Source organism: Segatella salivae DSM 15606 (genome assembly GCF_000185845.1).
In the GTDB taxonomy this organism is placed as follows: Bacteria; Bacteroidota; Bacteroidia; order Bacteroidales; family Bacteroidaceae; genus Prevotella; species Prevotella salivae.
In genome coordinates, this window is record NZ_GL629647.1 from 2881618 (window position 1) to 2907508 (window position 25891).

The window sequence follows — 25891 nt, forward strand, 5'->3', positions numbered from 1 at the left end:
TCTGTTTACACAATGATGTTATTGCCTAATTGCTTTGCAAGGATATTCCTCATCTCGGTCATCTCCTTATATTCTGCCATAAGTGAAAGGAGTTCATCTGACGAAGCCTTTGCTATTTTCTGCTTTAATTCACGTAAATGTTTCTCAATGTATTCCATTCTAAAGTCTAACATCAAGTGAATGGCTCGATTTTTCAAGCTATCATCATCGTTCTTCTCTTGTTGACTTTCAGACAATTTGAATCGTTCTTCCGTCATGTTGATAGCCAATTGGCTGATGTTTATATCGTGATGATGCACAAAATAAGGCTCGGTCTTGAATGAACGATCGCTAACTTTCTCCACAACTTCCTGTAAAATGCGGTTGTAAAGCTCGTTTTCAAACGATAATCCATCTGCAGATAGATTGTAATGAATGTATTCTCCAATCGAAAATTCAATCAGATTGCCATCAGCATCCTTAATGTTTTTGAAGACAAGTCGGTCACCATATTTTATAATCAGTTGCAACATGAGTTGCTCAACCTTTGATTCGGTGTGCATTTGGCTTTGTGCCAATGCGGCGGCTTGATTCTTTTCATAAGGCTGTTGGCCTGTTGGTGCCGACTGAACTCCGGTTGGTGACATTGAGCCCGTAGCCTTTCTGTCGCGTATCATGTTGTTCATCTGCGTGATAAGTGTGGCTTCATTGATGCCAATACGATGCGAACAATCCTGCAAATAGGTATCACGCAGGATAGGATTCTGCACCATCGAGATGCTCGTTACAATGGAGTTGATGGCTTCCGAACGTTTCAAGGGGTCGTTTTCATTGTCAAGTAACAACGCCGTCTTAAAGCGAATGAAGTCTGTTGCGTGTGATTCTATATAGTCTTTGAACTCATCTGACGAATGTTTTCGAGCGAAACTATCTGGGTCTTCACTATCTGGTAACAACAAGACTTTTAGGTTCATACCCTCTTGAAGCAGCATATCCGTACCACGAAGTGCCGCATGTATGCCTGCCGAATCGCCGTCATAGAGCAGCGTTATGTTAGCCGTGAAGCGATGAAGCATGTGAATTTGGTGGATGCTTAGTGCCGTTCCAGAGTTTGCAACGACGTTTTCTATACCACACTGATGCATCGAAATAACGTCTGTATAGCCTTCAACCATGTAGACACGGTCCTCTTTTGCTATCGCCTTTTTAGCCTGATAGATGCCATAAAGCTCATGATCTTTGTGGTAAATATCACTATCTGGCGAGTTCACATACTTCTGATTGACTCCTTTAGTGCGTGAATCGAGCACGCGACCACCAAAGCCTACCACCTTACCGCTTATGCCAATCCACGGGAATATGACGCGACCTGAGTAGCGATCAATGAGTTCTCCGCGGTCGTTTCGATAGCAAACGCCTGTCTTCAGCAGGTATTCGTCTTGATAACCCTTTTGCTTTGCCGCCCGCGCAAGTGCCAAACGGTCTGCTAAATCATAGCCCAAATTAAACTTACGGATAACATCATCGCGGAAACCTCGAGTGCGAAAATACTGCATTCCAATAGCAACGCCGTCAACATTATTATGGAGTATGTCCTCAAAATAATTGGAAACCCACTCATTTATGATAAACATGCTCTCGCGTTCACTTTGCTCTCGTTTCTCATCATCAGTGAGTTCGCGTTCCTTTATCTCTATGTTGTACTTGTGAGCCAACCATCTTAATGCCTCAGGATAGGTCATTTGTTCGTGCTCCATGATGAAGCTTACGGCGTTACCTCCCTTTCCACAGCCGAAACAATGACATGTTCCGCGCGCTGGAGACACATAAAATGATGGGGTCTTTTCATTGTGAAAAGGACACAATCCCTTATAGTTACTGCCACTCTTTCGCAGCGTAACAAACTCTGAAACGACATCAACAATGTTTGATGCGTCCTTAATTCGTTCTACAGTTTGTGAGTCAATCATCGATAAGGCAAAGTTAATAAAAAACGATGAAACTGCAAAACATGACGCTATTCAAAAGAGATTTTTATTTCTTCGCATAGTGTAGGGAGGATGTTTTGGCGCTACATTTATCTTGATTGATTTCTTTTTATGCCGTGTTTTAGTGGCACTAAAGGCGCAACTCGCATCAAGCGGCATGATGAAATGAGTTATAGTATGGGCTTTATTTATTGGGAAAGCAGGATAAATCAGATGACTTTGCGGGCTGATATGATTTTCTCTTGCCTGTTGTTTTTATATCGTGAATAGACTTTCTTGCGTCTCTTGTCATTTTAACGCTGATAAATGATAAAATAACTACGTATCGACAACGCCGTAATTAGACGCTAATTACTCGATGAAATGACGCAAATGATGCAGTGAAATAACGCATTTCATAACCTGTTTTCAGTCATTTTGCTCTGTCGTCTGCCATTGCTGTTCCGCTACTTTCATCTTGTCAAAGGGGGCACTAATGTGTCATTGACTACTGAAAGTTTGGCATAGATGGGACGATATGAAAAAAAATATATCGGAAACGCTTTGTTTTTATGAGTTCGGCACTATTTTTGATGGGTATAATTTGTTATTAATTGAATTGGGATAATAATTTTATGAGAGCTAATATTAAGCGAAATGAACAACGAAGAGTGGTTGTTGTAGGAGGTGGTTTGGGTGGTTTGAAACTCGTTTCAAGCCTTCGTGACACCGATTTTCAAGTGGTTTTGGTGGATAAGAACAATTATAATCAGTTTCCACCACTAATTTATCAGGTTGCTTCTGCAGGTCTTGAACCGAGTAATATCTCTTTTCCCTTTCGTCGATTATTCCAGGGTTGGAAGAACTTCTTCTTCAGAATGGCCGAAGTTCAGCATATAGATACTGAAGAGAAAGCTATCAAAACATCCATTGGAACGATTCATTATGACGACTTGGTGCTGGCAGCTGGCGCGACAACCAACTTCTTTGGAAACAAGAATATCGAGGCTTCTGCACTGCCGATGAAGTCGGTTAGTGAGTCAATGCGACTGAGAAATACGATTCTTCAGAATCTGGAGCGCGCGGAAACTGAGGATAACGAGGCGCGAAAACAAGCCTTAATGAACATTGCTATCGTAGGCGGTGGTCCCTCAGGTGTAGAGATTGCTGGGGTGTTGGCAGAGATGAAACAAACTATTCTGCCTCGCGATTATCCCGATTTAGATACATCTTGCATGCACATCTACCTCATTAATGCCACTCCGCGCCTATTAGGTGCAATGTCAGAACGTTCATCTCGTGAGGCCGAAAAGGCGTTGAAAGAACTTGGTGTGGAGGTGATGACCAACTGCATGGTTACAGATTATGTTGACAAAGAATTAGTATTGAAAGATGGTCAGCGTATTTCTGCAGAGACAGTAATATGGGTTAGTGGCATCAAAGCCAACAATATCGATGGTATTCCGACTGAAAGTATCGGTCACGCTGGCCGCATTTTAGTGGATCGTTTCAATCGAGTTAAGGGCTTGAAAGATGTATATGCCATCGGCGATCAATGCATTGTAGAGGGTGATGAGGCTTATCCTTATGGCCATCCTCAGTTGGCTCAGGTTGCCATTCAGCAGGCTAAGACACTTGCAAAGAATCTAATCAGGCAAGAAAAAGGCGACACTGAGCAGCCTTTTAGCTATCATAATCTTGGTACTATGGCTACAATCGGCCGCAAGAAGGCTGTAGTTGAAATAGGAAAGCTTAAGTTTGGCGGCTTCTTTGCATGGCTTTTATGGCTTATAGTGCATTTACGTTCAATCTTGGGAGTAAAGAATAAGACGATTGTTTTCCTGAATTGGATGTGGAGTTACATGAATTATAAGCAGAGTCTTCGCTTGATTTTGAAAGCAAAGCGATAAGCCTTCGGGCTTGTTTTGGCCTTAGAGGTCTGGAGTTTCACCCTGATGTGTCACGCTTGAACAGTGTTGTTTGGATTTGATTCATAGGGATGCAGCTCCAGACCTCATTCGTTATAACACGAAAAACGGGAACTCTCGTGAGAGAATTCCCGTTTAAGGGTGGAGGGTGGGACTCGAACCCACGACATTCAGAACCACAATCTGACGCTCTAACCAACTGAACTACATCCACCATTTAATGCGTTTGCTATTGTTGTTTAGCGGGTGCAAAGGTATAAGAAAAGTTTGGAAACACCAAACTTTTCCTTATATTTTTTACTAATTTTTTATTTAGCAGGTGATTGAGGAGCTTGAGGCACTTGCTGACTTGCCCCAAAACCCTGTGTGTTTATGGGGTTAGTAGTCTGTGTTTCAGTAGCATTCTTCTCCATAACACTTTGATCTGTTGGTGCACTTGGTGCCACACGAGCACAAAGAACGCTAAGAACAACCATTGAAATGGCGAGTCCCCAGGTTAGTTTTTCAATCATATTGGTAGTCTTCCTCACGCCCATGATGGCATTGGAAGATGAGAAGTTTGATGCCAAACCGCCACCTTTTGACTCTTGAATCAATACAACAAAGACCATAAGAATGGCTGCAAGTACGATCAATACGACTAATAATGTGTAAATCATTGCTTTATTTTTTGTTTTTATTATTTATGATCAATTTCTCTAAGAAACGCATTTGGTCTGCAAAGTAAGCATTTTTTTTTGGATTATTCAAATTTAAACGCTTAATAATTTCCAAAGCCTTCTCATATCTTCTCTGTTTAATGTAGATGCGAGCAAGGGTTTCTGTGAAATAATTTTCATCTACATCGTCTACTTCTTCATTATCAATAGGCTGTTGAGGAGCTTCATTTTGCGTAGCATCTCCATGCGGCAGGTCTTCTAAACGATAATTGGGTGTGTAGTATTTTGACAGTTCATCCTCAGTGTTCTCTTCGGTACTGAGGTTGAATCCGCCATCCTCGATGAAATTATCAATAAGTGTTGACGTGCGGTCTTGTGCCTTATGACGATGTTGTTCCTGCTCTTCTTCCTCTTCAAGATTAAGCAAGTAGGCCACATAGTCCACGGTAGCATCGGCTGGAGTGGGGCGCTTGGTCTTGTCATTTGTCTTATCTTCGGTGTCTTCGGGGATAGAATCGAGGAACGTATCGATAAGTTTTGTAGTGCGGTCTCCATTCTCTGCCGTCGTTTCATGAAGCTTTTTCTGCGTCAAAGTGGATTTTCCTGCGTGCACTTTATAGTGAGCTGCCTCAATCATGTCAAAGAGAATGCGACGGTCTGTGATGCAGATTGCGGCCTTACGCAACTCTTCATCAAACGACGAATCATGTAGAATATAGAGGTTTTGCAGCATTAACAGTCTTGCTGTTTGGCAGTAAGGATGGAGCGCAATGAAGCTGCGGAGATCGTAAAGGGTCTCTCGGTCCATAGTTTCGGGATGTAGAATAAGGCGCTTAATATCCATATTTACTTACCAATTTGCTACTGTTGCATTGAAAATCTGGTCCACTAAGTCTTTTGTCATCTGTGTAACGAGTTCTTCTTGAACGGCATTTAAGCTCTTTGTTGTCTCGTAACTGGCAGTTGATGTGAATTGTTTTTCAAAGTCTTCTGCGTGATTCTTCGAGTTCGTAAACCTCACATTAACGGTCATTGCAAGTTCTGTTTGTGCAGATCTTCCGTCACTTGTCACCGACTTATTACGCTGAGTGTATTGTGTTATCTCCCCTTCCAGCTTCAAATCTCCGTTCCTTTTCACTTGGATTAGCTTCGTATGATCGGCAAATTGGTCTTTTAACCGGTTGTTGAATAACGGCCCCATAGGTCCCCAAACATAGCTGGAGCGAACGGGAAACTCGGCAATTTGTATCGTCTTTGTTTTGCTATAATCAATACTTGCGCCGTTAAACTTGTAGCCTTTAAAGGCACATGAGGCCATAAAAACAAGCAAACAAAGCGCTAAGATGTATTTTAGTTTCTTCATTTTCGTGAGCTTTAGTAAGGCCATAAGCCTTAATCGAGTCCGTATTGTTTGATGCGTCGGTAGAGCGTTCGGTCTGAAATACCTAACTCTTGCGCTGCCTTTTTGCGGTTTCCTCCATTGCGTTCCAAAGCTTTTACTACCATTTGGCGTCCTAAATCATTAAGATTTAGGCTCTCAGGCTTATTGATTTCTTCGGCGACGGCATCGTAAGTGTCGGGCTGAACCTCTTGTGTCGGGGTGCTGATAATGCCATAAGGGTGAGCGCTTTCATTGCGAATGAGTGATGAACTCTGTGCAGGGACGATGGCATTCCCTTGGAAACTTGGCACGTTGGCAATCATATTGTTGTCATTAATCTGCTTTTTCAGCAAATTTATGTCGCGTTTTAAGTCGTTGACATTACCGCGAAGTTCATACAATATCTTATATAGTATCTCGCGTTCTGTTTCATAAGAGTGCTCACCAGGCTTTGAAATCGTAGCTAATTGCGTGCTTTCTTCATCGTGAGGGATAAAGTGTAATAGCGTGTCTGCATCGATTTCGCGTTGTTTACTGAGGATAGACATCTGCTCAGTAATGTTCTTTAACTGCCTAATATTACCCGGCCACTTGTATTGCATGAGTAATTTCTTGGCCTCGTCTGTTAGTGTTATCTTTGGAATCTGATACTTTTCAGCCATCTGCATGGCAAAAAGTCGGAACAAAAGGATAATATCTTCGCCCCTATCTCGTAGGGGAGGAATCTGTATTGGGATAGTATTTAGACGATAAAACAAGTCTTCTCTGAACTTACCTTCACTGACTGCATTGTGCATATTGACATTCGTTGCGGCTACAATACGCACATCTGTCTTCATAATCTTTTGGCCTCCAACGCGTATATACTCACCCGTTTCGAGCACACGAAGCAGTCTTGCCTGCGTGGCGAGAGGCAGTTCAGCGACTTCATCCAAGAAGATTGTCCCCTTGTTTGCCGTTCCAAAGTAGCCTTCGCTTTCCCCAATAGCTCCTGTAAACGAGCCTTTCTCATGACCAAATAGTTCACTATCTATCGTGCCTTCAGGGATAGAGCCACAGTTTATGGCAAAGTATTTCTCACGACGACGTGGAGAATTGTCGTGAATTACACGCGGAATGATTTCCTTTCCGGCTCCACTTTCACCAATAATCAATACAGATAGGTCCGTCGGAGCTACCTGAAGGGCAATATCTAAGGCTCGATTCAGGCCGTCACTATTGCCTACTATGTTATAGCGTTGCTTTATTCTTTGCAGTTCTGATGTATTCATTAGGTGACAAATTTACATATTTTATTCCATAATCCTGCTATAATGGCAGACTTTTTATATGTTTTTAGGGCTGCAAAGACTTTCAGATGATGAGCCCAAATCACTTTTTTTGTTTATCAAACTTAATGAGAAGGAGGCCTAATCCCGTCCAAATCAGCTCACGAAGTCTTACAATCAATGCCACAAAGATACCTGCACTGGTCGATATTCCCAATGCCGTTGTCGACATTAGGAAGCCTCCTTCTCGTCCACCAAGCTGCAAAGGAATAAAGAAAAGCAGGTTTGCGAAGAGACTGGTAAAGGCTAAAATAAGCACACATTGCAGGAAATTAGCCTGTGGCATGAGTACCAACAGGATGAAATATATCTCTAATGCCGAGGTGAAACGACATGACAACTCCAAGAGAACTGCCGAGATAAACGTCTTAGGATTCTGCTTATGAAGGGATGCTATCTGTTGATCTATCGTGTCAAGTTGCTCGCGATGGCTCTCAACGAAAGGCAAAGCCCATCGCTTTAACAATGGAATGTGGCCGAGAAACTTCATCACTCGGTTGGCCAATCCTTTGCGATAGCCCGATATAAAGAACCAAATGCCCAGCAAACAAAACGCTCCTGTGAGTGCTAAAAGACCTGCCATCAGCACATTAAGTGGCTGAGTTAAGAGGAAGATAAATATGGAAAGCAGCCAAAACCAGAAGTGACTGAAGATGTGAGTCATGGCATAAAGGATGACCGATGAAGACGCTCTTTCTGGTCCTATGTAGGGAGATAGCGCCATAATACGGTAGGGTTCGCCGCCCATTAGACCGCCGGGAGTCGCATAATTGAGTGCAAACCCCGACACAGTAACCTTATATAGCCATGCAAACGAAATCTTTTTCTGTCCTGCTTCGCGTTGTTGTGAGTTGATAATGATATACCATGCCGATGTATTAAATAGGTAAAGGAAACCCCAAAGCATTACAACTGCAATGAACCAGTAGCCTGCATGGCTCAGCCCTTCCCACACTTGGCGGAAGTTTAGCTGAGTAATCATGATGACAAGAACAACAATTCCGAAGATGAAAAAGCCGTTCTGATATTTCTTATTCATGCTTCTTCTTAGGTATAGTGAACCGAACCTTCTCTCCATCATCATGCTTTTCGTGATAGAGTTTAGGCAAAGGATTTTGTAAAGGCTCATCAAAGTTCATGCGATTACGATAGATATCTATCGCCGTATAAATGGCATGACGCAATGAATTGGCATCAACGAGACACTTCCCCGTAGTATTGAAGCGCACATGACAATCGGGTTCAGTAGAGATGATTGGCAGATTAGCGTTAAATTTGACTACACTCTCTGTGGCAAGTGTCTTTAACAATGGAACGCCTTGGTCGTAATGCATCGCTAAAATACCATCAAACTCATCATAATATCTGTTTTCAAAGAAGGTCTCTGCGGTGTAAGGACCGAAGGCTTGAACGCCCTTCTCTGCCAAATTACTGATGGCTGGTGCAATAATCTCTTTTTCTTCATTTCCCTGTTCCGTAGGGTTGAGTGCCAAGATTGCCACACGTGGGTTTGAAATGTTAAAGTCGCGACGAATCGTATTGAATAAGATTGTGGCCTTTTCTTCAATTAATTCCTTTGTCAACAGACTTGAAACATCCTTCAAAGAGGCCTCTTCTGCAACAACCATCATACGCATATTGTCGCTCAAATAGAGTGTTGCGGCTTTGTTTCCCTCACCCAAACAGGTTTCAATATATTTGCTGATACCTCCAAAGGTATAGCCTTCGATGTGAATGTTACTATTGTCTACGGGGCAGTTTACCAGCACATCATACGCATCATCGCGGTAATCTGTCATGGCTTTATCCAATGCTTTCAGTGCAGCGGCACCGCTTTCAGCAGTCGGAGTGCCTAAATCCACCTTCACTTCTTCATCAAAGCAGGTCAACAAATTCAATCGGTTGTCTGCCGCTTCGCCTATAGTGTTGATGATACTAAAGTTCCCTTGGATATCCAAAGCCTTGCAATGATACGCTGCTATCTTAGGAGATCCATAGATAACGGGCGTGCAAAACTCGAACATTTCGGGTTCAGCGAAGGCCTTAAAGATTAGTTCATATCCGATACCATTAGTATCGCCATGGGTCAAAGCCACACGAATTTTCTTATTTTCCATTATTGTTTTTTATATTTATTGAGCCCAGTATGGTTTTAAGTTGACTGAGCAGCGTTTGCTTATTGTTTGTTTCGGGCGCATAAAGGAAGCCTTCTGCAATGATAAGTCCTTGTCCTTTGGGTTGCTGATAGACATTACTTACAAACTGTCCTCCCATGGCATCACCATGCATTTCCCATAGGCCTGCATAACGACAAAGCTTTTCTTTGGCGTTGAAACGACCTTCGACAGAAGCTTTCAGCGTAGTAACAAACATGGAATCTGACGCTCCTTTGAGGTTGATTTGCATCACGCTGTCACGCAAACTGCAAAAGCGCTCCACACTTAGTGGCAGAGTTTCTGAGGTCTTTACTTTGTAAATGACGACATTTTTCATGCCCGTTGCAGCGTTGTTTGATATCCAAAGAAAGTCTTTTCCCTGTTTGCTTGCTTGCATATCTGCCGGGAGTTCCATCGTGATTCCCATGAGTTTGCGCACGCGTTCTTGCATCGTTGGGTTGTCTTCATACGGCTGATTGAGTCGTTGCATCATGCTCTTATGCCGATGACTACAGCCCGACAACATGAGCAACACAGCCAAAACGAGCGGCCAAACCTTATTGTTCATGGCGTATTTCACCGATTTTCTTCGATGTAGACAATAGTCCACACGCTGCAAAGATATCCTGTCCACGGCTTGCTCTGATAGTAGTGAACACGTCATGTGACGTGAGATAATCTCGCAATTCCTCCATTCTCTTCTCGTCAGCACCATGCAATGGCACACCGGGGATTTGGTGAAAGCGAATCAAATTGACGCGACAATCAAGCCCATTCAATAGCTTTACAATCTCGCGGGCATGCGTTGTAGAGTCATTTATGCCTCCAAACACAATGTATTCAAACGACAAACGACGTTGATGAGAGAAGTCATAGTTGCGCAAAAGTGAAACAATTTCCGAGATGCTCATACCCTTTTGGGCTGGCATTAAGGCTGCTCTTTGCTCGGCGATTGGCGAGTGTAAGCTGATGGCTACATGGCAATTGCTCTCTTCAAGAAAGCGTTTCAGCTTGTTTTTCACGCCAACACTGCTCACGGTGATACGCTTCGGACTCCATGCCCAGCCATAATCGGCGGTGAGAATCTCTGTCGTTCGCAGTATGTTGTCAAGGTTATCCATGGGCTCTCCCTGTCCCATGAACACAATGTTTGTTAGCTTATCCACCTCGGGGAGGGAGTAAACCTGATTCAATATGTCTGTAGTTGTCAGACTTCCTTCAAAGCCTTGCTTTCCCGTTTGACAGAAAAGGCAGTTCATTTTGCATCCAACCTGACACGAAACGCATAGGGTTGCACGGTCGTTTTCGGGGATATACACCGTCTCTACAAACTTTCCATCATGTGTTGGGAATAGATATTTGATGGTTCCATCCTTAGAATGTTGTGCATCTATGGCCTCATTGCATCCTATAGTGTAAGCTTCTGCTAACTTGGCACGATTGTTTTTGGATATATTTGTCATCTCGTCAATCTGTTTAACGTGGTGCGTATACATCCATTTTGCTATCTGTCCGCCCGTAAAGGCAGGCATACCTAATGCTCGACACGCCTCTTTGAGTTCGTATAAGGTCATGCCTAAAAGTGCTTTCTTAGGAGAATTCATAGTGCAAAGGTAATAAATAATGTTGAATGTTTCGTGATTTGCCTCCTTTTTTTGAACGCGCGTGTCCTCTCATAAGCCTGCCCATATATCATGGCTTGACTTCTCTGTTCAGCCAATGTCATGAAAATCATGATTTAATTCATGTCATTTCATGTCCCAATCTCCGTCATTTTATGCGGTGAAATGGCACGAATGACGCTGTAATCTGCCTGAGATTGCAAGACCGATAAGGCGGTGGATGAAAACAAACAAACTCTGTAGAGTAGCTTTACGCACATTCATCTTCGCATGGAAAAATTGTAATTGGAGCGATGTTGATTCAATTTTATTTCTTATCTTTGCATCATCTATAGGCCCAATGCCAACCTTTTGCATCGCCGTTTGTTTGAAAGCTGGTTGTAATTGTGTTTGCCTTGGAGGCTCAAAGCAATCATGAAGAAAAATCACGTCACACAAAGCAGATGGAAATGACGCCCAAAACGCCAAAACATTCAGGGGATAGTAGCGAGGAAGAACGTTTAGACGATTTCTTCTTTTGGCAGCTATCGCAGTGGGATGAGGTGCGAATGCGCTATGAAAGTCTGAAACATGTGAGGACAAAGCGGCTTGGATGGCTCACACTTCAGCATAATCCGGCGAGAATCATCAGTACAGCTGCAAAGCTTGATAGCGTCAGTTTGGCCCGTCGGCTGTGCCCACTTTGTGAGGAAAATCGCCCGAAACAGCAGATGAAACGACGCATAAACGACGATTTTTGCATGCTCGTTAATCCGTTTCCGATATTGCCTAAGCACTTCACGATTGTGGCTTCGCATCATGAACCGCAGGCTGTTTTGGCGCATTATGAGGTGATTCCAGAGTTACTTCGCCTGTATAAAGACCTTGTAGTCTTTTATAACGGACCGAAAAGTGGGGCGAGTGTGCCCGATCATCTGCATCTGCAAGCGGGTGAAAGTGGGCAGTTGCCGCTGCAACATGAGTGGCATCGGTTGCAATCGAAACTCAAACCTTTGGTGGTTTTGGAGGATAAGAGCACGTTAAGTGTGCTGACCGATGAAATCGTTCCCATGTTTGTGGTGCGCAGTGTGAGTGGAAGGAGCAGTCAAGTGCTCTTTCGCCGTGTTTACAAACAGCTGCCTTTACACCATGATGAGGCTGAACCCAGGTTGAACATTGTGGCATGGCGCGATGGCGAAGCCTATGTTTCGGTCATCATTCCGCGTGGAAAGCATCGGCCAGCTTGCTATTATGACGAAGGCGAGGCACAGCTATTGGTGAGTCCCGGGGCTTTAGATATGGCGGGATTAGTGATTGTTCCGCGTGAGAAAGACTTCAATAAACTCTCTGAAAAGCAGGCTGTTGCCCTTTTGAAGACGTGTGGTGTCAGTGAAAAGACCATGGATGAAGTGAGCGAAAAAATAAGAAACGATATTTGAAACCAGACTTTAAATATAATAAGATGAAAATAACAACACAGCCAAATGTATCTGTTGGCATTGTTAGTGGCCGTGAAATTAAGTTCTGTCTCAATGCAACTTACGTTGCGGAAGGCATGCCGTCAGCAGGTAAACAGACGGTAAGTTTCTCGGAAAATGGCGTGTTATGGAACGGAAAGACATACAGGCAGTTGGAATTTCTGCCTCAAAGTGATGAGGCATCTTTTTCACTTTATGATGTCACTATAGGCGTAAACTTCCATTGGGAACGTAAGGAAACCCAAACGTTTCTTGGCAAATTGAAGTTCATTGTCAATGGAAATAGCGTGTGTGCAGTTAATGAATTGCCTGTGGAACGCTATTTAGAGAGTGTTATTTCGAGTGAGATGAGTGCCACATCGAGCCTTGAATTGCTCAAGGCCCATGCCGTAATATCTCGCAGTTGGCTATTGGTGCAGATGCAAAACCGCAGGAAAGGCGAGACAACGGCACACGTTGCAGCTTCGGAAATCCAAGGAAATGGCGAGCTGATTCGTTGGTATGACCGCGAAGATCATACGCTTTTTGACGTTTGTGCAGATGATCATTGTCAGCGATATCAAGGCATTACGAAAGAAACGAGTGCGCAGGTGGCCGAAGCAATCAGGCAAACTGCGGGCCAGGTGCTGACAGATGAGGATGAGATTTGTGATGCACGATTCTCTAAATGCTGTGGAGGAGAGACCGAAGAGTTCCAATATTGTTGGGAGAATCTACGCAAACCTTATCTTGTTGCCTTGCGGGATGCGCCGCAACAAGAGGCACTTGATTTGACGGTTGAAGCCAATGCAGACCGTTGGATACGCTCTTCGCCCGAGAGTTTCTGTAATACTCGTGATGCGAAAGTGCTTTCCCAAGTGCTCAATAACTATGATCAGGAGACGTCAGACTTCTATCGTTGGCGCGTGGAATATACGCAACAGCAGGTTCAACAGCTGCTAACGGAGAAGTTAGGCATAGACTTTGGTGCCGTTGTTGACCTCATTCCAGTGGAAAGAGGCACAAGTGGAAGGCTCTCAAAGCTAAGGATTGTGGGAGAGAAACTGACGCTTGTTATCGGCAAAGAACTTGAGATTCGCCGCGCACTTAGCAAGAGTCACCTTTATAGTTCGGCTTTTGTCGTCGATGCTTTTGACCGCAACGAGCAGGGCATTCCTAAGCGTTTTGCCCTCATTGGGGCTGGATGGGGCCATGGAGTAGGGCTTTGTCAGATAGGCGCGGCAGTCATGGGAGAACGTGGTTACAGTTATAAAGAGATATTGTTGCATTATTATCCTGGCGCAATCATCAAACAAATCTATCGCCAATCATGAGAAATTCAAGCCCATGGACATGGATTCCATCGCTCTATTTCGCTGAAGGACTGCCGTATATTGCCGTTACCGTGCTGGCCATTGAAATCTATATGCAGCTCGGTTTGACTGATGCTGAGGTGACATTCTATACCTCTTGGCTCTATTTGCCATGGGTAATAAAGCCTTTTTGGAGTCCTTTTCTCGAACTCTATCAAACGAAACGTTGGTGGATTACAGCCATGGAGTTGTTTCTTGGCGCTGCTTTTGCAGGTGTAGCCTTTACGATTCATGCCTCATGGTGGCTGCAAGGAACGATTTGTTTCTTTTGGATGATTGCGTTTTCAAGTGCTACTCATGACGTGGCTGCTGATGGTTTGTATATGATGGGACTTGAACAACACGACCAAGCGTTCTTTGTTGGCATACGAAGTCTGTTTTATCGGCTCTCAATGGTACTCGGAAAAGGAGTCTTAATCATGCTTGCGGGAGTGTTTCAAGTGATGTTTCGCTATCAGATTCGATACTCGTGGAGTCTTATTTTCTATGGAATGACGGGATTGTTCATTGCCTTTTACCTTTATCATAGCTATGTTCTTCCGCGTCCAAAAGAGGATACTGATCGGGCAATAAGGCGCAATGCACAAGACATTCTGAGGGAGTTTGTGATGACTTTTGTTTCATTCTTTGCGAAGAAACAAATCATTATCGCCGTACTTTTCTTGCTTCTTTTCAGACTTCCAGAGGCATTACTGACCCCCGTTTCACAGCTTTTCTTGCAAGCTTTGCCGAGTAAGGGCGGCTTAGGACTATCTCCTCAAGAGTTTGGTTTAGTCAATGGAACCGTCGGAGTGATTGGTTTCTTAGTGGGAGGGGTTATTGGTGGCATGCTCATTAGCCGTGATGGATTGAAGAAGTGGCTATGGCCAATGACGCTTGCCATAACAATTCCCAACCTCACTTATGTGTATTTGGCTTATGTTATGCCTGAAAACTTGATGTTGATTAACGTGTGTGTAGCCATTGAAAACTTAGGATATGGCTTTGGATTCAGTGCATATATGCTCTTCATGATATACTTTTCACAAGGTGAACACAAGACATCTCATTATGCACTTTGTACGGGATTGATGGCTCTTTCGATGATGTTGCCGGGCTTGTTTGCCGGTGCTTTGGCCCAGGCGGCAGGCTATCGGCTGTTCTTTATCATTGTGATGATAAGCTGTTTGCTGCCGTTTTGCGTCGCATCTTTCCTGAAAATAGACGCTAATTTCGGTAAGAAAGAAAGAGAAGAAGAATGATATCACACGAAAAGGGCTTGCAAACGATGGTGTCTGCAAGCCTTATGTATTTGATGTTTTCAATCTAATAGTTCGGGAAGAGCAATCATTCCTTTCATTTCTAAAGGCCTTTTCATGCGCTTATATGTGGTCTTTTTCCGCCCCTTTTCAGGCTCATAAAGTTGCGTAATGATGCTATCGAGGAAGAAAGACGCTTGTCGATAGCAGACAATATATTTCAAAGTATAGAGATATTTGCCTCCTCCCCAAGTGACAAGTAACATGAAACCACGTTTGGTTTGCATGAGACTATCCACTGAGAAGTTCTTACATTCGTCGTCAGTAAGTGGTAGTTTGAGGCTCGCAAAGCTTGTTTTACCATCTAAAAAGAGGATATATCCACGACGAAACGCATCATAATTGTCTCTGACATACCTTATTTGATAACATCTTTTGCCATATAATTGTCCCTTTAATGCCAGAGTTTGCCATACATCCCAACGTTTGTTATCGGCCGACAAGCTTGGATTGCCTATGTTTATGCATTGTCCTTGCAGTGCAAAACAAAACATAACGAGCAACAATAACAAAGCTTTCTTCATGCCGTTGAACTTTATTTAAATATCGGATAGTAATAGCTTACGCCGAGACAACCCTCATATTGCTCTATTGTTACAGGCTCTCCGATTTGTAATTTGTTATAGAGTTTACGAGGAATATATGTCCTTTCATCCTCTTTTAAGCCTTTCCATGGCGCGAGTTTCACGTAATATCGCCGACCCTTTCCACTTGTATAAGACTTATCTTTGATGCTCGAATCATAATACTTTGGCTTAGATTGGTCGAAAGTTATATTGCAAAAGACGAGTGTACTATAGCTATAGACAAAGCAACCGATTAGCGTTGCTCCGATGACAAGCAGCAAATCGCGCTGCCCATACGTTGGCGTTATGCGCTCATTTCGTGTGCAAAGGTAAGTCAGGATGAGTGTAACCACGAGGACAATCAACCAGAATTGCGATGAAATATGAAGGAGATTCTCTCGCCAAGCGTTATATAACAGGCCAACAGAAGCTACTCCTCCTATTCCCATTAACGATGGATGAGGGTCTGTTTTACTAATAAGAAACTTTGCTAATCCATGGCTTTTGTTGTAGAGAAAGATTGCAACGAGGGGCAAAAGTGCAGCAATTGAGACGATAAAGTCAGGTATAAACGAGGAGAGAAACACAATGAACAAGACTACGATTATAGTGAGAACATTGAGTGGATAGATTATTTTCTTGAGCTTGTTTGCCTTATTTTGAATGTCTTCTTCACTTGCTCCATAGTGCAAATCTGATAGCATTTCCTCTGTCTCTTGCTGCTTATCAATGTCTTCTTTGTTTTGAAATTGCGAGTGAGCCCATGCTACTATGCTCTCAAAACCATTGTAATCTTCCGATATACTAATGAACTTTGACAACCTAGTTGCATACAAAGTGATGTCCTTTTTGCCGTCTTCATAGCAGTCAATCTCAGTCATTGGAAGGATGGTTTTGCCGAAAATATTAATGCGAATCACGACTTCTGGTGTGATGAACAGCCTCGAAACTACTTGGTTTATCACAAATCCTATGCTACCAATAATAAAGGCTAAGGCCAACAACCCCAAGTAAATGCGTGCAGATAAGCTATAATCGTCAAACGCTCTCATGGTATAAAAGGTCATGAGACCAAGGAAAATGAAGAGTAAAGCGACTATCCACGCACCGATGATTGACGATTTTTTTGGGCGATGTTCACCGAGAATGCGATGATGTTTCAATGGTTTGTACATAACTTTACAGCTATTTTATTCGTCGATATAACGCTTAGTGATATCTTGATAGCATTCAATGCGGCGGTCACGGAGGAAGGGCCACCACCTGCGCACTTGCTCACTGTGGTGTATATCGACTTCAATGATGTGAACTTCTTCGTCACTTTTGCTTGCTCTATAAAGCATTTCGCCTTGTGGACCAGCTGCAAAACTGCTGCCCCAGAACTCAATTCCTCGTGTCATTCCACTCGGATCGTCTTCATGTCCCACGCGATTCACTGCGATAACGGGTAGGCCGTTAGCTACTGCATGCCCACGCATTACGGTTGTCCAAGCCTCGCGTTGTCGCTCCTGTTCTTCTGAAGTGTCACTACTTTCATAGCCAATGGCAGTGGGATATATAAGGATTTCGGCGCCCTGTAAAGCCATTAAACGGGCTGCTTCTGGGTACCATTGGTCCCAACATACTAACACTCCGAGTCGTCCTATGCTTGTGTTGATGGGATGAAAGCCCAGATCTCCCGGCGTAAAATAAAACTTTTCATAGTATGCAGGGTCATCAGGAATGTGCATTTTCCTATACTTTCCCGCGATGGTTCCATCCTTTTCTATCACCACAGCAGTGTTATGATAGAGGCCCGGTGCACGCTTTTCAAACAATGAACTGACAATAACAACGCCATGTTCTTTTGCCAACTTGCCATAAAAATCGGTCGAAGGGCCTGGTATTGGCTCTGCAAGGTCAAAGTTGTTCACGTCTTCTACCTGGCAGAAATAAAGTGAATTGTGAAGTTCTTGCAATACAATCAGTTCGGCACCACGGCTTGCCAAGTGGGCAATTCCATGCGAAAGACGTTGCATGTTGACGGAAGAATCAGCGATGTTATGTTGCTGAAGAATACCTATTTTAAGCTTTTTCATATTTTGGATATTGCATAGTGAGACAATGGAGTGAACCATGTTGGCGGATAACAGTACGGGCATCAATGCCTATAACCTTGCGGTCGGGAAAGGCTTTCTGCAGTTGTTGCATGGCCAAATGGTCTCTTTCGGGTTGCGCATACGTAGGACAGAGCACGTGATGATTAAGGATTACGAAGTTCGCATAAGTCGCAGGAAGCCGCTCTTCGCCTTCATATATCGCCTTGGGGAAGGGTAAACGCAACAGCTGATAAGGCTTTCCATCGCATGTGCGCAAAGACTTTAGCTGGTCTTCCATGGCTTTAAAGTCGGCAAAATGCTCGTCGTCTTCGTCACTATATATATATAATAAGGTGTCATTGGGTGCCAATCTCACGATTGTATCAATATGACCATCGGTGTCATCTCCTTTGAGTTGGCCGTGTTCTATCCATATAATGCGTTGCGCATGAAGTGATTTCAGCAGCCGTTCTTCAATCTCTTTGCGCGTCATTGGCTGGTTTCTGTGAGGTGCCAAGAGGCAACATGCGGTGGTAAAGATAGTACCTTTGCCATCGCTTTCAATGCTTCCACCTTCTAAAACAAAGTCAGTGTGGTCTTCAATCATGCCTTCAAAGGCCCCCATTTGTGCCATATTAGCCGTGATAGCATTGTCTTTTTGCCAATCAAACTTCTCGCCCCAACCATTAAATTTGAAGTCAAGCATGCGCAGTTCTGCCCCATTTGACAAAGTGATAGCACCATGATCGCGTGCCCAAGTGTCGTTGGTTGGCATCTCAAAATAACGTATATTGGCACGCTGTTCATCGTTAAGATGCTCTGCAAGCAGCCGTTTTACATGGGCTGCTTCGGGCGTAACGATGAAGAGTTTTTCGTCGAGTGTGATGACCTTTGCCATGTCGATGAACGTCTTTGTGATATCATCGAGGTAAGGTTTCCAGTCAGTTTGTGCATGTGGCCATGTGAGTTGAATGCCCTGTTGAGGCTCCCATTCTGCCGGAAGCACGAAGTTTTTGTTTGCCATATCGTTGATTCTTAGATACTGTTTCAATCTGTTTGTCGGATACAAAATTAGTTATTTTTTTCTGAAAGTCATGGTTTTGTGAAAAGGAGAAATCGTGTTTTTCGCGAAAATCGTTGGGAGTTATGGTGTTTTTCTCCAGATAACACATCTAACATAAGGCCGTTATATATGCTCATTCAGGGCAATATCTAATTAGGGTTACACGAAAACGTTTTGCAATTCAAGTCATATTAGCGTGTAATCGGCCTCAAATGATGCGGTGAAATCAGGCAGATTGTGCGATAAAATGATGCGAGTTACTGAGTGCTTTCTCCATAAAGGTAGTATGAGAAAAGTTTCTCTACAGCATGAGTTGCTGTGAACAAAGATTTGATTGCAATGAAAATTGTGATACTTCATATTGTCTTTTAGAGAAAAAAACGTAACTTTGCCTTATAAAATACAACACAAATGTTGGAAATTAAAAACGGAACCTTACGTGGGGTGACACATACGGAAATGTACACCGATATCAATTTTGTGATTGAAGAAGGTGAAATGTTCTGTATTTATGGTTGGAAAGCCAACGCACGAAAGGCACTTCTTTACACACTTTTGGCCTTACAGCCATTAAAGTCGGGCTTTCTTTCAACCGATGGTGACGTGGTTGACGAACGTTCGGCAGCCTATTATCGTGCCCATACGGCCTATGTGCCACGCGAAGTAGACTTGTCTTTGAAGACCGTTGGCGATGTTATGCAAGCCCTAATGACGATAGATGACGACCTGACGAAAGGCAATATGGAGAGCGAATGGCGCAAGGTGGGCATCGAAACCGGCTTATGGGATAAGCCTGTTACAGCCATTCCACGCGACGTGATGCAACAAATGATGATAGTGGTTGGCGTCATGCAAGGCCGTGAACGCATGGTGATTGATCAGTGTCCAGGTTCGATTACACCGACCATGATAGACTATTTGCGGCGTTATACGGCTTCGGGTGGCTTGGTAATCATTGCTACTGATGATGAAGAAGTAAAGGGGCAGTGCGACAAATCGCTGCTCGAATCTCAATAATAAAATAACAAAGACGATGAATATTGGTTTTATCAGCATCTTTATCCTTGTGATATTGCTTTGCATTCCCGTATATTTGATTTACTTTTTTAAGCTCAATTTGCAGCATAAAGTGGCGTTGGCTATAGGAAAAGCAGTTGGCTTTCTTGCACTGACAGGCATTATTTATAAACTTGAATTGAGTTGGAATAGCATTACATTCAACTTACTTCTTGTGGTATTGTTGGCCTTATTGACCGCCTTTGTGACGATAAGTAAGGCACGTTTCAACATGAAAAAATATTTTGTTCCGGCTTTTCTCTCAACGCTGATAGTAACATTTTGCCTCGGCATCTTTGTCTTGTTGCTCATTGGTTCGTTGGTAGATGCGCTGGAAATAGGCTATCTTCTTCCTGTCGCCGGCTTCATGGCAGGGAGCATTATCGAAAGTAACTATAAGGCACTCGATGCCTATTACGCCGGATTGAAACATCATCGTGCGCTGTATTACTATCTTTTGGGCAATGGAGCAAGCCATAATCAAGCCGTGAAATACTTCGTTAAGCGTGCTTTAGAGGTGAGTATGATTCCAACATTAAAGCGTATGAGCTATGTTGTTATTGGGATTTCGCCGATAGTAATGTGGGCAATGCTCATGTTAGGATGGGATATTTATGTGGCTGTTTTGACGCAGTTGATAGGCTTAGCGATGATGCTTTCGGCCTCGTCTTTAAGCTTGTTGCTTACCTTAATCATAGCAAAGCGTTATGTTTTTGACGCTTATGGCAATTTGAAATCAAACGAAAAGGAAGAGCAAACAGAAGCATGAAGAAGACATTGCTAATAGGATTAGCCTTACTTTCGTTGCTTTTTAGTGCCTCGGGGTGTAAGTTTAATCACGAAAACCGCAAGGCTTTGGCGAGTGGTTTGCGGCACGCGGTTGAAGCGTATGCCGCGAACGACACGGGGAATGCGGTCAAAGCAGAGGTTGAATATAAGGCCCCTGCAGGGGATGAAGCGTTGTTAATGCAGCAGGTTTCAAAGGAATGTGCGCAACAAATCCTGAGAAGAGTGGGGTATGTGGTTTCATATAACCCAGATACACGAATCCCTAATTGGGTTGCTTGGCAATTAACAGAATCGCATACCACAGGACCTTACAAGCGCACGGGAATAGGATTTCAATCTGATAGCGAAGCAAAGGGCGTGCAGGTGACTACATTTGACTATAGCAGAAGCGGCTATGATCGTGGTCATATGTGTCCTTCGGGCGACAATAAGTGGGATAAGACGGCACAAGAACAATCATTTCTCATGACGAATATATGCCCACAAGACCACAATCTGAATGTAGGCGACTGGAATGAAATGGAGAATCAATGCCGCAAGTGGGCCAAACAATATGGTCAAATCTATATTGTGGCAGGCCCAATCTTATATCGTCAGAAGCATAAAACCATTGGAACAGCGCGTGTAGTCGTGCCAGAAGCCTTCTTTAAGGTAGTGCTTTGTATGGCAGGTACACCGAAAGCGATAGGTTTTATCTATAAGAATATTGGTGGAAACAGGCCGAAAGACTACTATGTTAACACCATAGATGAGGTTGAACGCATTACGGGAATCGACTTTTTCTCGGCACTTCCTGATGACATTGAAAAGAAAGTGGAAGCCGAAAGCAACCTAAGTGATTGGTAAAAAACGTTAAACAATACGCAATACCCTTTACATCACGTGATAAAATGGCTATCTTTGTAGTCTAATTTTATGCATAGCATGCAAATAAAGGAAGTAATTCGTGCCCTTGAACGATTCGCGCCTCTGCCTCTGCAGGCTGATTTTGATAATGCCGGCCTACAGATTGGATTAACAGAAGCAGATGTATCAGGGGCTTTATTGTGCCTTGACGTGACACCAAAGATAGTAGACGAGGCTGTTGCAAAAGGCTGTAACCTCATCGTTTCGCATCATCCGTTGATCTTTCGCAAGTTAAATCGGATTGCAGATGAAAACGAAGTGCAAGTCATTGTGCGTAAAGCCATCGAACAACGGGTGGCGATTGTGTCTATGCATACAAATATAGATAGTGCGCAAGGAGGCGTGAATTACAAGATAGCGGAGAAGATAGGACTGCATGATTTGCGTTTCTTTGGTAAGCAAACTGTTGTTGATGGAGTTGCAGGGGGCGATGGAGTGATAGGTGAAGTCACGGAAGAACTGGCCGCCGATGACCTGATATTGCTGTTGAAAAAGCGTTTCGATGTGGAATGTGTGCAGTGCAATCAGTTGCTAAGAAGACCCATTCGGACGATTGCAGTGTGTGGAGGAGCGGGCTCGTTTCTATTGGATAATGCCATTGTTTCAGGCGCAGATGCCTTTATTACGGGTGAGATGCACTATCATGAATACTTTGGTCACGACCAAGAAATACAGATAGCAGTCATCGGACACTATCAAAGTGAGCAGTATACGAGTGAAATTTTTAAATCAATCATAGAGGAACAGTGTGCAGGAGTGAGGTGTTTCATCACAGAACTCAACACGAATCCCATTATTTATTTATAAGTATTATGGCAAAGAAAGACCCTACAGATCTGTCTGTTGAAGAGAAATTGAAGACTCTTTACCAACTACAGATGACATTGAGTAGCATTGATGAGAAGAAAGCTTTACGCGGAGAACTACCTTTGGAGGTTCAAGATTTGGAGGATGAACTAGAGGGTTTGCACATACGTGTAGAGAAAATCCAAAGAGAAATCAATGAGTTTCAGAACGCAGTTGGCCAAAAACAGCACGAGATTGCTGATGCAGAAGCCAGTGTGGAACGTTATAAGGCGCAATTGAATGATGTAAAGAATAACCGCGAATATGACACTTTGACAAAGGAAATAGAGTTCCAGGAGTTGGAAATTGAACTTTGTAACAAGAAGATTAAAGAGGCGGTAGTCAAGATTGAGGAGTGTAAGCGCGACTTAGAAAAGACAGAACAGAGCATCAGTGAACGCGAAGAAGACCTCAATGAGAAGCGAGATGAGTTGGATGAGATAATGCAAGAGACGCGCGAAGAAGAGGAAAAGCTGAAAGCAAAGGCTAAAGATCTTGAGACAAAGATAGAGTCTCGCTTGCTGACAAGCTTCAAACGTATTCGTAAAAACGCTCGCAATGGCTTGGGTATTGTTTATGTTCAGCGTGACGCTTGTGGCGGTTGCTTTAATAAAATCCCTCCACAGCGCCAGTTAGATATTAAGATACACAAGAAGATTATCGTCTGTGAATACTGTGGTCGCATTATGATTGACCCTGAATTGGCTGGAGTGAAGACCGAAAAAGCCGTAACTGACGAGAAGCCTAAACGCGCAAAACGTTCTGTTCGCAAAAAGAAAGAAGAATCAGAGGCAGCAGAATAAATTATAAGGAATAATGAAACAAAAAGCTGAAAGATTGACAATCTTTCAGCTTTTTTTATGTTTTGTCTTGCGTTCTTTCCTTTTTTCTTATTAAATTTGCAACTAATAATGGTATTTTAACCCATAAAACAATCTGCGGATTGTATATCAGAATAACTTAATATAATAAATATTAGCGAGAAGATGCCTAAGTATAACATTACGGAAAAACGGGAACGGTCTGCCGTTTATCGTGTTCTGATGAGCTCAGAGGTAAAAGATGATCTGCAAGAAAGAATCAATCAAAAGATTATTATCGAGCAGAAGTATAAGGACAAAGACTATAGCGCTAAGCAGTTGGCAGACGATTTAGGAACCAATGTGCGTTATATCTCAGCAGTTTGTGCCGAGCGTTTCCATACGAACTATTGTGGTTTGGTTAATGCTCAGCGCGTAAACGAAGCCATGTCAATGCTTGTTGACCCACGATATCTAAAATATCGCATTGAAGATATAGGCGAAAAGGTCGGCTTTGCGAATCGACAGAGCTTTTATGGAGCCTTCTTTCGTTTCAAGAACATGACTCCTCGACAGTATCGTCAGAATTATATTGAAAGCCATCCAGAGTTGGCTAAGCCCAAGGGTACACGTGGAAGATCACGTAAAAGCGCTTGAAAATTTGCTTAAATGCTTTTTTTAGCTTAACTTTGTAGTTTAATTCTACACAACGAAACAAATGAAAGAGATCAAGAGAATCGTTCTCACAGGTGGACCTTGTGCCGGGAAAACGACGGCCTTAGTTAAGATAATAGAACATTTTTCAAGTCTTGGTTATAAGGTATTCACAATACCTGAGGTGCCAACCATGTTCAGTCAGTCGGGTATGGACTATCTAACGACGAACAAAAATCTCTTTTATGAGGGTGAGAAAGCTACGCTTGAGATTCAGCTTTCGCTTGAAGATAAGTTCCTACACATGGCAGAACAGTGTGAGGAACCTGCCTTAATCGTTTGTGATCGTGGTGCAATGGACATCTCAGCATATATGAAACCCGAGATGTGGAATGCCATAACAGCTGCTGTTGGGACTAATACCAACGAGCTTCGTGACGCTCGTTATGATGCTGTTTTGCATTTAGTTTCGGCCGCAGATGGGGCAGAACAATTCTATATCACAAGCAATAATAAGGAAAGAACGGAAGGTTTGGAGCTGGCTCGAGAGGTTGATAAGAGGGTGATTGAAGCCTGGACAGGACATCCTCACCTAAGGGTTATCAACAATCATGAGGACTTTAACAACAAGCTTCATCGTGTTTTAAAGGAGATTTCGAGTGTACTTAGCATCCCACAACCTATTGTTGAGGAACGTAAATACATTGTAGAATTGACGGGAAAAATACCGAATTGCATCGAAAGTGAAATCACTCAGACGTATCTTGTGGCTGAACCTGGCTGCGAAGTAAGGCTTCGTTGTCGTGCTTGGCAAGGCAAAAATGTCTATGTGCACACGACAAAGAAGAATATTTCTGATACAGAACAGCTTGAAACCGAACGCCAAATCAGTAAGAATCTCTATTCATCATTGTTACAACAGGCCGACCCTTATCGCCAAATGATACAGAAAACACGCAAGAGTTTTATTTGGAAGGGGCAATATTTTGAATTAGATAAGTTTCAAAAACCAGTCAAAGGACTGATGATTTTGGAAACAAAAGGCATAGCAGAAAAGGAATCTGTGAACTTCCCTCCATTCATAAAGGTCCTTCAAGACATTACAGGCATGCAGAAATATTATAATTATAATATCGCCTTGAAAGGGTAAACATCTCCTTTTCAAAGCGATATTATGACGCCTATTCCATCTTAAAGGGTTATCTGTTTTAGCAGTTCACCGTTAAGATGGAATATTTTTATCACCCCATCTTCATAAGTTCCGAGTGTAGGAGGGTTGCCTCCTTTAGGAAAAGTGACTGACCCCGTGTTGCAAATCACGCTGTTTTCTTCTCTTTCGAGTTCCCAAAGATGCGTATGTCCGTAGATGATTGCGTCGAAATTTCCCTTGGGGCGGTTCTCCTTATTATATATATGACCATGGGTTAGCAATAGTTTCTTGCCATTATCTACGAGTAACATGTAGTCTTGGAGTATCGGAAAAGAAAGCAACATCTGGTCAACTTCTGAGTCACAATTGCCTCTCACGGCCACAATCTCATCGGCTATAGCATTCAGTTTTTCAGCAATAGCCTTGGGATTTAGGCCTTCTGGCAAGCCATTTCGTGGTCCATAATTCAGTATGTCGCCCATAATGCACATCATATCACAATGCTGTTGATGATAAAAATCTATCACTTTTTCCAATGCTGGCAGTGATCCGTGGATGTCGGATACCAATAAATATTTCATATTTTCTATTTATATAGCTAATGTTTTGTTGGAGATAAACTCCTGTGCAATATTCGGAAATTTCTCTGAAATACACAAATTTTGGCATCGAATAATGCGCCAAATTGTGTTATAACGTCCGATTCAGAGGCTATTTGAAAGTTTTTTATAACGTTAGTTGTGGCTTGTTGTGTGATAACCTTTGTTCCGTAGGGTTTCATGTCATATCTTAGTTTGAGATAAGCCATAGGACTTTATAAGCTAAGATTAATCCCAAGCAGATATCGCCTCTATCA

25 protein-coding genes and 1 tRNA gene are annotated in these 25891 nt (G+C 43.0%); 11 read left to right on the forward strand and 15 right to left on the reverse strand.

The features are described 5' to 3' along the window. Positions 1-5: 5 nt before the first annotated feature. A complete protein-coding gene (dnaG, locus tag HMPREF9420_RS11225; protein WP_007135825.1) occupies positions 6-1949 on the reverse strand; it encodes a DNA primase in 1944 nt (647 codons plus the stop codon). A gap of 632 nt (positions 1950-2581) precedes the next feature. On the opposite strand from dnaG, the gene HMPREF9420_RS11230 reads away from it, so the two are divergent. Beyond that, a complete protein-coding gene (locus HMPREF9420_RS11230; protein ID WP_007135826.1) occupies positions 2582-3856 on the forward strand; it encodes an NAD(P)/FAD-dependent oxidoreductase in 1275 nt (424 codons plus the stop codon). 157 nt (positions 3857-4013) lie between these two features. Here the strand turns inward: HMPREF9420_RS11230 and HMPREF9420_RS11235 are convergent. The 9 genes from HMPREF9420_RS11235 to rlmN form a co-directional block, all read right to left on the reverse strand. Then, positions 4014-4089: transfer RNA gene (locus tag HMPREF9420_RS11235), tRNA-His, on the reverse strand. A 93-nt stretch (positions 4090-4182) separates the two neighbouring features. Then, entirely contained in the window at positions 4183-4533 is a 351-nt protein-coding gene (gene secG, locus HMPREF9420_RS11240) for a preprotein translocase subunit SecG (protein ID WP_007135827.1), read from the reverse strand. Positions 4534-4537: 4 nt separating this feature from the next. After that, positions 4538-5377 (reverse strand): hypothetical protein, encoded by an 840-nt coding sequence (locus HMPREF9420_RS11245; RefSeq protein ID WP_007135828.1) that lies wholly within the window; start codon positions 5375-5377, stop codon positions 4538-4540. A 6-nt stretch (positions 5378-5383) separates the two neighbouring features. After that, positions 5384-5896, reverse strand: coding sequence for an LPS assembly lipoprotein LptE (gene lptE / locus HMPREF9420_RS11250; RefSeq protein WP_044079253.1), 513 nt, complete (start codon positions 5894-5896; stop codon positions 5384-5386). Between the two features lie 29 nt (positions 5897-5925). Then, positions 5926-7185, reverse strand: a complete 1260-nt coding sequence (locus HMPREF9420_RS11255; protein ID WP_007135830.1) for a sigma-54-dependent transcriptional regulator — start codon at positions 7183-7185, stop codon at positions 5926-5928. A 100-nt stretch (positions 7186-7285) separates the two neighbouring features. After that, positions 7286-8281: a lysylphosphatidylglycerol synthase transmembrane domain-containing protein gene (locus tag HMPREF9420_RS11260; RefSeq protein ID WP_007135831.1), complete on the reverse strand. Its 996-nt coding sequence runs from the start codon at positions 8279-8281 to the stop codon at positions 7286-7288. Next, the gene (locus HMPREF9420_RS11265) at positions 8274-9359 is read right to left on the reverse strand and encodes a PdxA family dehydrogenase (RefSeq protein ID WP_007135832.1); all 1086 of its coding nucleotides are present in this window, start codon (positions 9357-9359) and stop codon (positions 8274-8276) included. Before HMPREF9420_RS11265 ends, HMPREF9420_RS11260 begins: the two co-directional genes overlap by 8 nt. Beyond that, complete coding sequence (locus tag HMPREF9420_RS11270; protein WP_007135833.1) at positions 9349-9966, reverse strand: DUF4837 family protein; 618 nt, start codon at positions 9964-9966, stop codon at positions 9349-9351. Before HMPREF9420_RS11270 ends, HMPREF9420_RS11265 begins: the two co-directional genes overlap by 11 nt. Further along, positions 9956-11002 (reverse strand): dual-specificity RNA methyltransferase RlmN, encoded by a 1047-nt coding sequence (gene rlmN, locus HMPREF9420_RS11275; protein ID WP_007135834.1) that lies wholly within the window; start codon positions 11000-11002, stop codon positions 9956-9958. Before rlmN ends, HMPREF9420_RS11270 begins: the two co-directional genes overlap by 11 nt. Positions 11003-11469: 467 nt before the next feature. On the opposite strand from rlmN, the gene HMPREF9420_RS11280 reads away from it, so the two are divergent. Genes HMPREF9420_RS11280 through HMPREF9420_RS11290 form a run of 3 tightly spaced genes read left to right on the forward strand, consistent with a single transcriptional unit; the run spans position 11470 to position 15070 of the window. Next, entirely contained in the window at positions 11470-12438 is a 969-nt protein-coding gene (locus tag HMPREF9420_RS11280; protein ID WP_169309705.1) for a DUF4922 domain-containing protein, read from the forward strand. A 23-nt stretch (positions 12439-12461) separates the two neighbouring features. After that, a complete protein-coding gene (locus tag HMPREF9420_RS11285; protein ID WP_044078943.1) occupies positions 12462-13790 on the forward strand; it encodes a SpoIID/LytB domain-containing protein in 1329 nt (442 codons plus the stop codon). Continuing rightward, positions 13787-15070 (forward strand): MFS transporter, encoded by a 1284-nt coding sequence (locus HMPREF9420_RS11290; RefSeq protein WP_007135839.1) that lies wholly within the window; start codon positions 13787-13789, stop codon positions 15068-15070. The genes HMPREF9420_RS11285 and HMPREF9420_RS11290 overlap by 4 nt, the downstream gene beginning before the upstream one ends. A gap of 59 nt (positions 15071-15129) precedes the next feature. Here the strand turns inward: HMPREF9420_RS11290 and HMPREF9420_RS11295 are convergent, their stop codons facing one another. The 4 genes from HMPREF9420_RS11295 to HMPREF9420_RS11310 are packed head-to-tail and all read right to left on the reverse strand — an operon-like array spanning position 15130 to position 18795. Beyond that, entirely contained in the window at positions 15130-15651 is a 522-nt protein-coding gene (locus HMPREF9420_RS11295; protein WP_007135840.1) for a hypothetical protein, read from the reverse strand. Positions 15652-15662: 11 nt separating this feature from the next. Beyond that, positions 15663-16868: a hypothetical protein gene (locus HMPREF9420_RS11300; protein WP_007135841.1), complete on the reverse strand. Its 1206-nt coding sequence runs from the start codon at positions 16866-16868 to the stop codon at positions 15663-15665. 15 nt (positions 16869-16883) lie between these two features. After that, positions 16884-17771 (reverse strand): carbon-nitrogen hydrolase, encoded by an 888-nt coding sequence (locus tag HMPREF9420_RS11305; protein ID WP_007135842.1) that lies wholly within the window; start codon positions 17769-17771, stop codon positions 16884-16886. Beyond that, positions 17758-18795 (reverse strand): agmatine deiminase family protein, encoded by a 1038-nt coding sequence (locus HMPREF9420_RS11310; RefSeq protein ID WP_007135843.1) that lies wholly within the window; start codon positions 18793-18795, stop codon positions 17758-17760. Before HMPREF9420_RS11310 ends, HMPREF9420_RS11305 begins: the two co-directional genes overlap by 14 nt. Positions 18796-19245: 450 nt before the next feature. Here HMPREF9420_RS11310 and HMPREF9420_RS11315 point away from each other — a divergent pair, with 450 nt between their 5' ends. The 7 genes from HMPREF9420_RS11315 to HMPREF9420_RS11345 all read left to right on the forward strand — a co-directional run bounded on the left by HMPREF9420_RS11315 (position 19246) and on the right by HMPREF9420_RS11345 (position 25035). Further along, positions 19246-19851: a hypothetical protein gene (locus HMPREF9420_RS11315; RefSeq protein ID WP_007135844.1), complete on the forward strand. Its 606-nt coding sequence runs from the start codon at positions 19246-19248 to the stop codon at positions 19849-19851. A 16-nt stretch (positions 19852-19867) separates the two neighbouring features. Continuing rightward, positions 19868-20659 carry an ABC transporter permease gene (locus HMPREF9420_RS11320; protein ID WP_007135845.1) on the forward strand — a complete coding sequence of 264 codons (792 nt, stop codon included), beginning with the start codon at positions 19868-19870 and terminating at the stop codon, positions 20657-20659. Beyond that, positions 20656-21525: a DNA/RNA non-specific endonuclease gene (locus HMPREF9420_RS11325; RefSeq protein ID WP_007135846.1), complete on the forward strand. Its 870-nt coding sequence runs from the start codon at positions 20656-20658 to the stop codon at positions 21523-21525. The genes HMPREF9420_RS11320 and HMPREF9420_RS11325 overlap by 4 nt, the downstream gene beginning before the upstream one ends. 78 nt (positions 21526-21603) lie before the next feature. Continuing rightward, positions 21604-22392: a Nif3-like dinuclear metal center hexameric protein gene (locus tag HMPREF9420_RS11330; RefSeq protein ID WP_007135847.1), complete on the forward strand. Its 789-nt coding sequence runs from the start codon at positions 21604-21606 to the stop codon at positions 22390-22392. Positions 22393-22397: 5 nt separating this feature from the next. Continuing rightward, entirely contained in the window at positions 22398-23234 is an 837-nt protein-coding gene (locus HMPREF9420_RS11335) for a zinc ribbon domain-containing protein (RefSeq protein WP_007135848.1), read from the forward strand. A gap of 183 nt (positions 23235-23417) precedes the next feature. After that, on the forward strand, positions 23418-23888 hold the full coding sequence (locus tag HMPREF9420_RS11340; protein ID WP_007135849.1) for a helix-turn-helix domain-containing protein: 471 nt from the start codon (positions 23418-23420) through the stop codon (positions 23886-23888). 61 nt (positions 23889-23949) lie between these two features. Beyond that, a complete protein-coding gene (locus tag HMPREF9420_RS11345; RefSeq protein WP_007135850.1) occupies positions 23950-25035 on the forward strand; it encodes an ATP/GTP-binding protein in 1086 nt (361 codons plus the stop codon). A 41-nt stretch (positions 25036-25076) separates the two neighbouring features. Here HMPREF9420_RS11345 and yfcE read toward each other — a convergent pair whose 3' ends face one another. Further along, positions 25077-25616, reverse strand: coding sequence for a phosphodiesterase (yfcE, locus tag HMPREF9420_RS11350; RefSeq protein WP_007135851.1), 540 nt, complete (start codon positions 25614-25616; stop codon positions 25077-25079). Between the last annotated feature and the right edge of the window lie 275 nt (positions 25617-25891).